This window comes from Streptomyces sp. NPDC001852, from assembly GCF_042891825.1.
GTDB lineage: Bacteria > Actinomycetota > Actinomycetes > Streptomycetales > Streptomycetaceae > Streptomyces.
On sequence record NZ_JBIATN010000014.1, the window covers coordinates 278,922 to 289,150 of the forward strand.

Genomic DNA, 10,229 nt, shown 5'->3' on the forward strand with positions numbered 1-10,229 from the left:
CCGGCCATCGCCGGGCGCGGGTCCCTCGTGGGGCTACCGGCCATCGCCGGGCGCGGGTCCGCCGTGGGGCTACCGGCCATCGCCGGGCGCGGGTCCGCCGTGGGGCTACCGGCCATCGCCGGGCGCGGGTCTGTGGTGGGGCTACCGGACGGGCACGGATCCCTCGTGGTTGCCCGCGCCCCAGGCCGCGGAGCCACCCATCGGTTCAGCCTCGCCCCTGCCTGGACGCCGCAGTTCCGCCCCTGGGAAGCCCCCTCACACGCCCAGCTCCGCCGCGATCCGCCCTGCCCGGATGCCGGTGACCAGTGCGGCGTGGTCGGCCTCGGTGCGGTCGGCGTAGGTGACGGCGAAGGTGGCCATCGCCTCGTCCAGTTCCTCGTTCTTGCCGCAGTAGCCGGCGATCAGGCGCGGGTCCGCGCCGTGGGAGTGGGCGCGGGCCAGCAGGGCGCCGGTCATGCGGCCGTAGTCGTCGATCTGGTCGCCGGCGAGGGCGGCGGGGTCGACGCTGCCCTTGCGGTTGCGGAACTGGCGGACCTGGAAGGGGCGGCCGCAGACCGTGGTCCAGCCGAGGAGGATGTCGCTGACCACCTGCATCCGCTTCTGGCCGAGGACGACCCGGCGGCCCTCGTGTTCCACCTGCGGCGCCTCGAAGCCGGCCGTGGCCAGATGCGGGACGAGCGCGGAGGGGCGGGCCTCCTTCACCTGGAGGACCAGGGGCTGCTCGCGGTGGTCGAGGAGCAGGACGACGTAGGACCGGGTGCCGACACTGCCGGTGCCGACCACCCGGAAGGCCACGTCGTGCACGGCGTGCCGGGCGAGCAGGGGGTGCCGGTCCTCGCTGAGCGTGTCGACGTACGCCTCCAGGGACGCGGCGACCGCCGCCGCCTCGGCGTCCGGGATGCGGCGCAGGACCGGTGAGGCGTCCACGAAGCGGCGTCCGCCGTCCGCCGCCGCCTCGGTCGACTTCGCCGCGAAGCGGCCGCTGGTGTTGGCGCGGGCCTTCTCCGAGACCCGCTGCAGGGTGCCGAGAAGATCGTGGGCGTCGGTGTGGGAGACCAGTTCCTCGTCGGCGATGGCGTTCCACGCGTCCAGCACCGGCAGTCTGGCGAGCAGGCGCATGGTGCGGCGGTAGGCGCCGACCGCGTCCTGTGCGGCCGCGCGGCAGGTGTCCTCGTCGGCGCCGGCCTCCCGGCCGGCGAGCACCAACGAGGCGGCGAGACGCTTCAGGTCCCACTCCCAGGGGCCGTGCACGGTCTCGTCGAAGTCGTTGAGGTCGATGACGAGGCCGCCGCGGTGGTCGCCGTACAGGCCGAAGTTGGCCGCGTGCGCGTCTCCGCATATCTGGGTGCCGATCCTGGTCATGGGGGTGCGGGCCAGGTCGTACGCCATGAGTCCGGCCGAGCCGCGCAGGAAGGCGAAGGGGGTCGCGGCCATCCGTCCGACGCGGATGGGGGTCAGCTCCTCTATACGGCCGGCGTTGGACTCGATGACCGCGCTCACCGCGTCGGGGCGGGAGGCGTCCAGGTCGAGCGTGCGGTGCGCGCTGCGCGGCACGCCCGTCCGCAGCGCCTTGCCCTCCTCCTTGGGCGAGCCCTGCCGCGGCCACTGCGCGAACCCGCGCACCCACGGCAGCCGGCGCGTCTCCCGGTCCATCGCGTCCGCCGGCACTTCCCGACCGGTTCCGGTCACCGCGACCCCTCCCCCGAACGCCCTTCGGCACGAACATCGACACCAACATCAACTCGTGCAGACCGTACAGCCGATGCCCGGAGCGCGTCAGGCCCTGTGGATGACGCCCTGTGGACAACCTGCTCCGTGCAGAGGGCCATCGACTCGCGTGTGAGGAGAGGAAGAGAGAGCGGGCGGAGCGGGGAGAGCGAGCGGTACGAACGGCGCCGCGCAGGGCACTCGGAAGGGCGGCCGGTCAGTGCCGGCCTCGGCACAGGCACGAGCACCGGAACCGGCACGGGCACCGGCACCGGCACAGGTACGAGCACCGGCTCGGCATCGGCCCAGCGCAGCAAGGAGGACGCCGTGGACCTGAGGCGGAAACGAGCGTCCGCGACCGCATCCGCCCCGGCCCCCACCCGGGCTCAGGCGGCTCTCCCCCGCAACCCGCCGAGCGTCGTCCCCGGGCGCAGAGGCGTCCGCCGTGCCTGAGCTGCCGGACGTCGAAGGTTTCCGCAGGGTGCTCGTGGCCTGCGCGAAGGGCAGGGTGATCCGCCGCGTCGACGTGCGCGACGCGGGTGTCCTGCACGGCATGAGCGCACGGCGGCTGCGTGACGCGCTGGAGGGCCGGCGGTTCACCGAGCCGGAGCGGCACGGCAAGTGGCTGCTCGCCCGCACCGGCGGTCCCACCCTCCTGCTGCACTTCGGCATGACCGGCCGGCTGCTCTGTGCCCGCCCCGACGACGCCGTGCAGGCCCACGACCGCGTCCTGTTCGACCTGAGCGGCGACCGCCGGCTCCGTTACCGCGACCAGCGCAAGCTCCAGGGCCTCTGGCTGGCCGACGACGACTCCGACGTAGCCCGGCTGCTGGACCATCAGGGGCCCGACGCGCTGGCCGTGGGCCGTGGGGACTTCGAGGCCGCGCTCGGCGCACGCCGCGGTCACATCAAGACCGCGCTCACCGACCAGTCCGTCCTGGCCGGTCTCGGCAATCTGCTCGCCGACGAGATCCTGTGGCGTGCCGGGCTGCACCCCGCGGCCCGGGTCGGCGACCTGACGGAGAGCGAACGCCGGCAGCTGTACACCCACATGCGGCGCACTCTGCGTTCCGCGGTCACCGCCGGCTGCGTCCCACCGCGCGGTGCGTGGCTGACCGGCCACCGCGACGATCCCGACCCGATCTGCCCCCGCTGCCACACCCACCTGCGCCGATCCCGGATGGCAGGCCGCGGCACGGTGTGGTGTCCGAAGTGCCAACCGGGCGAGACATGAGCCCATACAGCCGGATGAGCCCAAACAGCCAGATGAGCCCCAACAGCCGGACGAGCCGAAACAGCCACAGCGCGGCCACCCCAGAGCCCAGGAGGCTGCCCACCGATTCCGTGAGATAGCTCACCGCCATCCCCTGGGCTCCACCCGTCCACAGGCTGTGCGATGCCTCACTCTCGCCGTCACGACTCACGGACCACGAGCCACGGGCCACGAGCCCCCGACAGCGACGTACAACGCGAGACGGGCCCCTGCCGGTGACTTCCGTCACCGGCAGAGACCCGTCTCGTCTCTGTGCGCGAGGGGGGAGTTGAACCCCCACGCCCTTGCGGGCACTGGAACCTGAATCCAGCGCGTCTGCCTATTCCGCCACCCGCGCATTGGGTGTGTCCTCCGGTTCCGGCCCTTTCGGGCTGGCCCCTTCCGACACCCAGAACATTAGCACGCCGTACGGGGTGGCTTCACATCCCTTCTCTCCAGCCCGAGACCGCCCCGCCCCCGCCCCCACCGGCAGCCGAAGCAGCCCCCACCAGCCCCCGGACACCCCCCGGCCCCACCACCGGCCACCTGCGCCCCCACCACCGGAACCGCCACCCAGACCCCACGGGCCCCAGCCGCCCCACGCGCCCTGCACCACCCGCCCTCGCCACCACGTATCAACGAGACCCGGTTCACGTATCAACCTCGTACCGGTCCCCCGCATCTGCCCAGGAGGCGGACCGGGTCCACAGTCAGGTGCGGGACACTGGTCTGCGCCCCCCTCTACGATCCATGGCAGCAGGAGTGCGTATCAGGAGTTCGAAGGGGAGACGCTGGGGGAACCGGCTGATTGCCGGGCGCGTAGATACGATCAGTGAGCAGTACCAGCGGAACGAGCAGTACAGGCAAGGCAGCGGCCACACAGCAGGGCAAGGCAACGGCAGGAACGGAGGAGGTGCCCCATGGGAGTCCTGAAGAAGTTCGAGCAGCGTCTCGAAGGTCTGGTGAACGGCACCTTCGCCAAGGTCTTCAAGTCCGAGGTCCAGCCCGTGGAGATCGCCGGCGCGCTCCAGCGTGAGTGCGACAACAACGCCACGATCTGGAACCGCGACCGGACCGTCGTACCCAACGACTTCATCGTGGAGCTGAGCGCGCCGGACTACGAGCGCCTCAGCCCCTATTCCGGGCAGCTCGGCGACGAACTCGCCGGCATGGTGCGCGACTACGCCAAGCAGCAGCGCTACACCTTCATGGGCCCGATCAAGGTCAACCTGGAGAAGGCCGACGACCTGGACACCGGTCTGTACCGGGTGCGCTCGCGCACCCTGGCCTCCTCCAGCAGCCAGCAGGCGGCACCGCAGGCCCCCGGCGCCGCGGCGCCCGGCCGCCCCGGACAGGGCGCTCCGGGCGGCGGCTACGGCTACCCGCCCGCCACGCCCGCCGGCGCGCCCCCGATGCCGTCCGCGCCACCGCCCGGCGCCCGGCCCGGCGGCTACGGCTACCCGCAGCCCGCCACCCAGCGGCCCGCGGCCGCCCCGATGAGCGGCGGGCGCACCCGCTACTGGATCGAGATCAACGGCACCCGCCACCAGATCTCCCGCCCGACGCTGGTGCTGGGCCGCAGCACCGACGCCGACGTGCGGATCGACGACCCCGGCGTCTCCCGCCGGCACTGCGAGATCCGGACCGGAACGCCCTCGACGATCCAGGATCTCGGCTCCACCAACGGCATCGTGGTGGACGGGCAGCACACCACCCGCGCTACGCTCCGCGACGGCTCGCGGATCGTCGTGGGCAGCACCACCATCATTTACCGGCAAGCCGAAGGGTGAAGCGGGGGCAATGTCAGAGCTGACCCTCACGGTCATGCGGCTGGGTTTCCTGGCCGTTCTGTGGCTGTTCGTGATCGTGGCCGTGCAGGTCATCCGGAGCGACCTGTTCGGTACGCGCGTCACCCAGCGCGGATCGCGTAGGGAGGCCGGGCGTGCTGCCCAGCAGCAGGGCGGCCGGCAGGCGGCCCGGCAGCAGTCCGCGCCCCCGCAGCAGCGGGGCCAGCAGGGCGGCGGCCGGCGTGGCCGCAACGCCCCCACCAAGCTGGTGGTGACCGAAGGCACACTGACCGGCACCACGGTCGCGCTCCAGGGCCAGACGATCACGCTGGGCCGGGCGCACGACTCCACGATCGTGCTGGACGACGACTACGCCTCCAGCCGCCATGCCAGGATCTACCCGGACCGCGACGGCCAGTGGATCGTCGAGGACCTCGGCTCCACCAACGGCACCTACCTGGACCGGTCCCGGCTGACGACCCCCACGCCGATCCCGCTGGGCGCGCCGATCCGCATCGGCAAGACCGTCATCGAGCTGCGGAAGTAGTACGACAATGAGCGAGCGGAGCGAGCACGCAGCGGCAGGCCGCCACCCGGCCGCCGGCGCGCTCCCGACCGGAGGGTGGGCAGTGTGGCTCGACACGACCGGCTGTACCCGGAGCCGATGGGCGAGGTGGGCATGAGTCTGTCACTGCGCTTCGCCGCCGGATCGCACAAAGGCATGATCCGCGAGGGCAACGAGGACTCCGGTTACGCCGGTCCCCGTCTGCTCGCCATCGCCGACGGCATGGGCGGACAGGCGGCCGGCGAGGTCGCCTCCTCCGAGGTGATCTCCACCCTGGTCACGCTCGACGACGACGTGCCCGGCTCCGACATCCTCACCTCGCTCGGCACGGCCGTGCAGCGCGCCAACGACCAGCTGCGCGCCATGGTCGAGGAGGATCCTCAGCTCGAGGGCATGGGCACCACGCTGACCGCCCTGCTGTGGACCGGGCAGCGGCTCGGTCTCGTGCACGTCGGCGACTCGCGCGCCTATCTGCTGCGTGACGGAGTTCTCACGCAGATCACCCAGGACCACACCTGGGTGCAGCGGCTCGTGGACGAGGGCCGGATCACCGAAGAGGAAGCCACCACCCACCCGCAGCGCTCCCTGCTGATGCGCGCCCTCGGCAGCGCAGAGCACGTCGAGCCCGATCTGTCGATCCGCGAGGTGCGGGCCGGCGACCGCTATCTGATCTGCTCCGACGGGTTGTCCGGGGTGGTCTCCCACCAGACGCTGGAGGAGACCCTCGCCAGCTACCAGGGCCCGCAGGAGACCGTGCAGGAGCTGATCCAGCTCGCGCTGCGCGGCGGCGGCCCCGACAACATCACCGTCATCGTCGCCGACGTCCTGGACCTCGACACCAATGACACGCTCGCCGCGCAGCTGTCCGACCAGCCGGTCGTGGTCGGCGCGGTCGCCGAGAACCAGCACCACCTGCACGACAACGGCATCATGCAGACCCCGGCCGGACGCGCCTCCCACCTGGGCCGCAGGCAGCCCGGGCACGGCGGCGGCGAGTTCGGCCCGCCCGGCTCCGGCGACACCACCGGCTACATCCCGGCGGGCAGCTTCGGCGACTACGCCGACGGCGACCTCACCAAACCGCGCGGCGGACGCAGGTGGCTGAAGAGATCCCTCTACAGCGTGCTCGCCCTCGCCGTGATCGGCGGCGGCCTCTACGGCGGCTACCGGTGGACGCAGACGCAGTACTACGTCGGTGCCAAGGGCGAGCACGTGGCGCTGTACCGCGGCATCAGCCAGGACCTGGCCTGGGTGTCGCTGTCGAAGGTGGAGAAGGACCACCCCGAGATCGAACTCAAGTACCTGCCGCCCTACCAGCAGAAGCAGGTCAAGAACACGATCACGGCGGGCGGTCTGCAGCAGGCCCAGGCGAAGATCGATGCACTGTCGGTGCAGGCCTCCGCGTGCCGGAAGAAGGCGGAGCGCCAGGCCGCCGAGTCCCAGCGGAACGCGAAGACGGGCCAGGGCGAGGCCGGAGGCACCACGGGAACCACCCGTACCGCCTTCACGTCCAAGGCATCACCGACTCCGCACCCATCCACGACGGCGCCCGCTACGAAGACCCCTTCGAAGTCCCCGTCCGCGACCGCCACTCCGAACCCCGGCCCGAGCCTCTCCGAGGATGAGCAGAAGGTCGTCGATCAGTGCGGCAAGCAGTAGCCGAGCCGCGAGAGGCCCTGTCACACGATGAGCAGTACGACTAACTCGCCGACGCACCACACGTCCACGATCGGCGCGATCGGCGCGCCGAGCCGCCGCAACACCGAGCTGGCCCTGCTGGTCTTCGCCGTGGTCATCCCGGTGTTCGCCTACGCCAACGTGGGCCTGGCCATCAACAACTCGGTGCCCGCCGGGCTGCTGTCCTACGGCCTCGGTCTCGGTCTGCTGGCCGGCGTCGCCCATCTCGCCGTACGCAAGTTCGCGCCGTACGCCGACCCGCTGCTGCTGCCGCTGGCGACGCTGCTCAACGGGCTCGGGCTGGTCGTGATCTGGCGGCTGGACCAGTCGAAACTGCTGCAGTCACTCAAGGGCTTCGCCCCGGCCGCGCCCCGCCAGCTGCTGTACAGCGCACTGGGCATCGCCATGTTCGCCGCGGTGCTGTTCTTCCTCAAGGACCACCGCGTCCTGCAGCGCTACACGTACATCTCCATGGTCTGCGCCCTGGTCCTGCTGATCCTTCCGCTGGTGCCGGGCCTCGGGGCCGACATCTACGGCGCGAAGATCTGGATCAGGGTCCCCGGGCTGGGCTCCCTCCAGCCCGGTGAGTTCGCGAAGATCGTCCTCGCCGTCTTCTTCGCCGGCTATCTGATGGTGAAGCGCGACGCCCTGGCCCTCGCCAGCCGCCGCTTCATGGGCCTGTACCTGCCCCGCGGCCGTGACCTCGGTCCCATCCTGGTCGTCTGGGCGATGTCGATCCTCATCCTCGTCTTCGAGACCGACCTCGGTACGTCGCTGCTGTTCTTCGGAATGTTCGTCATCATGCTGTACGTCGCCACCGAGCGGACCAGCTGGATCGTCTTCGGTCTGCTGATGTCCGCGGTCGGCGCGGTCGGCGTGGCGAGCTTCGAGTCGCACATCCAGACGCGTGTCAACGCCTGGCTCAACCCGATGCGCGAGTACCAGCTCAGCCGCCAGGTCACCCACGACGGCATCCTCCACTCCGACCAGTTGCAGCAGTCCCTGTGGGCGTTCGGCTCGGGCGGCACCCTCGGCACCGGCTGGGGCCAGGGCCACTCGGACCTGATCAAGTTCGCCGCCAACTCCGACTTCGTCTTCGCCACCTTCGGCGAGGAGCTGGGCCTCGCGGGCATCATGGCGATGCTGCTGATCTACGGCCTGATCGCCGAGCGCGGCCTGCGCACCGCCCTCGCCGCCCGCGACCCCTTCGGCAAACTGCTCGCCGTCGGCCTGTCCGGCGCCTTCGCCCTGCAGGTGTTCGTCGTGGCCGGCGGTGTGATGGGCCTCATCCCGCTGACCGGTATGACGATGCCGTTCGTCGCGTACGGCGGTTCCTCCGTGCTGGCCAACTGGGCGCTGATCGGCATCCTCATCCGCATCAGCGACACCGCCCGCCGCCCGGCGCCCACCCCCGCCACGAACCCCGACGCCGAGATGACCCAGGTGGTCCGCCCGTCATGAACAAGCCCCTGCGCCGGATCGCGATCTTCTGTGGCCTCCTCGTGCTGGCCCTCCTGATCCGCGACAACTACCTCCAGTACGTCAAGGCCGACCAGCTGGCGAGCGAGAAGGACAACCGCCGGGTCGCCATCGAGCGCTACGCCCACCCGCGCGGCGACATCATCGTCGACGGCAACCCGATAACCGGCTCCGCCCAGTCCAAGAACGGCGACTTCAAGTACAAGCGGACCTACAAGAACGGGCCCATGTGGGCCCCGGTCACCGGCTACTCCTCGCAGGCCTTCGACGGCAGCCAGCTGGAGAAGCTCGACGACGGCATCCTCAGCGGCACCGACGACCGGCTCTTCTTCCGCAACACCCTCGACATGATCACGGGCAAGCCGAAGCAGGGCGGCAACGTGGTCACCACGCTGAACGCGGCCGCGCAGAAGGCGGCGTACAACGGGCTGGCCCAGCAGGGCGGCAAGGGCGCGGTCGTCGCCCTGGAGCCCTCCACCGGCAAGATCCTGGCGCTGGCCTCCTACCCGTCGTACGACCCCTCCTCCTTCGCGGGCTACTCCGACAACGACGCCAAGGCCTGGAACAAGCTGCAGAAGGCGAACAACCCGGCCGACCCGATGCTGAACCGGGCACTGCGCGAGACCTACCCGCCCGGCTCCACCTTCAAGGTGGTCACCGCGGCCGCGGCACTGGAGAACGGCCTGTACAAGTCGGCCGACGAGCAGACGAACTCGCCGCTGCCGTGGACCATGCCGGGGACCACGACCCAGCTGAAGAACGAGGGCAACATCCCCTGCAAGAACGCCCCGCTGCGGCAGGCCCTGCAGTACTCCTGCAACTCGGTCTTCGGCAAGATCGGCTCCGACCTCGGCAACGCCAAGATGCTGGCCGAGGCGAAGAAGTTCGGTTTTGACTCCGAGCAGTTCGTCCCGGTCCGCTCCAACGCGTCGGTGTTCTCCGACAACATGAACCAGTCGCAGACCGCGCTGTCCTCCATCGGCCAGTACAACACCGCGGCGACCCCGCTGCAGATGGCCATGGTCGCCTCGGCGGTCGCCAACGACGGCAAGCTGATGAAGCCGTACATGGTCGACGAGCTGGAGTCCTCCAACGTCGACCCGGTCGAGAAGACCCAGCCGGAGGAGATGAGCCGGCCGCTGTCGCCGGCCAACGCGCAGATCCTGCAGTCGATGATGCAGACGGTGGTCGAGAAGGGCACCGGTACGAACGCGAAGATCACCGGTGTCACCGTGGGCGGCAAGACCGGTACCGCGCAGCACGGTGTGGCGAACAGCGCCAACCCGTACGCGTGGTTCATCTCCTTCGCCAAGCTGCCCGACGGCAGCTCGCCGGTCGCCGTGGCCGTGGTGGTCGAGGACGGGAGCGCCAACCGCGACGACATCTCCGGTGGCGGCCTGGCCGCGCCGATCGCGAAGAACGTCATGGAGGCGGTCATCAACTCCAAGAAGTGATCTCGCCCCCGGGAAGTGACGCCGCTCACGTCTCCTTCACATCGCCGCACGTTGCGATACCGGTCCTGTATCGGGTTACGGGCTTGGCCAGGTCACACAAAGCGAGCCGGGTACGGTAGGCCCGGACGGCAGCCTCCGGCCGCACACGACTGTGCGGCCGGGACCGACGGAGAGGGCTGGTAGGTAGCTATGGAAGAGCCGCGTCGCCTCGGCGGCCGGTACGAGCTGGGCCAGGTGCTCGGCCGTGGTGGCATGGCGGAGGTCTACCTCGCGCATGACACCCGCCTGGGCCGCACCGTGGCAGTGAA

General features: G+C 70.6%; 7 protein-coding genes and 1 tRNA gene. 6 read left to right on the forward strand and 2 right to left on the reverse strand.

All coding sequences use genetic code 11. The features are described 5' to 3' along the window. Positions 1-255: 255 nt before the first annotated feature. Positions 256-1,653: a DUF2252 domain-containing protein gene (locus ACFYZB_RS25350; protein WP_388762689.1), complete on the reverse strand. Its 1,398-nt coding sequence runs from the start codon at positions 1,651-1,653 to the stop codon at positions 256-258. A gap of 499 nt (positions 1,654-2,152) precedes the next feature. Here ACFYZB_RS25350 and ACFYZB_RS25355 point away from each other — a divergent pair, with 499 nt between their 5' ends. Beyond that, positions 2,153-2,941, forward strand: a complete 789-nt coding sequence (locus ACFYZB_RS25355; RefSeq protein ID WP_388762645.1) for an Fpg/Nei family DNA glycosylase — start codon at positions 2,153-2,155, stop codon at positions 2,939-2,941. 292 nt (positions 2,942-3,233) lie between these two features. Here the strand turns inward: ACFYZB_RS25355 and ACFYZB_RS25360 are convergent. Further along, positions 3,234-3,317 (reverse strand) — tRNA-Leu (locus tag ACFYZB_RS25360). Between the two features lie 562 nt (positions 3,318-3,879). On the opposite strand from ACFYZB_RS25360, the gene ACFYZB_RS25365 reads away from it, so the two are divergent. The 5 genes from ACFYZB_RS25365 (at position 3,880) to ACFYZB_RS25385 (ending at position 9,921) form a co-directional block, all read left to right on the forward strand. Beyond that, positions 3,880-4,749, forward strand: a complete 870-nt coding sequence (locus ACFYZB_RS25365) for a DUF3662 and FHA domain-containing protein (RefSeq protein ID WP_351213222.1) — start codon at positions 3,880-3,882, stop codon at positions 4,747-4,749. Between the two features lie 10 nt (positions 4,750-4,759). Beyond that, positions 4,760-5,293: an FHA domain-containing protein gene (locus ACFYZB_RS25370; protein ID WP_388762648.1), complete on the forward strand. Its 534-nt coding sequence runs from the start codon at positions 4,760-4,762 to the stop codon at positions 5,291-5,293. A 132-nt stretch (positions 5,294-5,425) separates the two neighbouring features. Next, the gene (locus ACFYZB_RS25375; RefSeq protein WP_388762692.1) at positions 5,426-6,970 is read left to right on the forward strand and encodes a Stp1/IreP family PP2C-type Ser/Thr phosphatase; all 1,545 of its coding nucleotides are present in this window, start codon (positions 5,426-5,428) and stop codon (positions 6,968-6,970) included. A gap of 27 nt (positions 6,971-6,997) precedes the next feature. Beyond that, positions 6,998-8,449, forward strand: coding sequence for an FtsW/RodA/SpoVE family cell cycle protein (locus ACFYZB_RS25380; protein ID WP_388762651.1), 1,452 nt, complete (start codon positions 6,998-7,000; stop codon positions 8,447-8,449). Next, positions 8,446-9,921, forward strand: a complete 1,476-nt coding sequence (locus ACFYZB_RS25385; RefSeq protein ID WP_388762654.1) for a peptidoglycan D,D-transpeptidase FtsI family protein — start codon at positions 8,446-8,448, stop codon at positions 9,919-9,921. Before ACFYZB_RS25380 ends, ACFYZB_RS25385 begins: the two co-directional genes overlap by 4 nt. Positions 9,922-10,229: the final 308 nt, after the last annotated feature.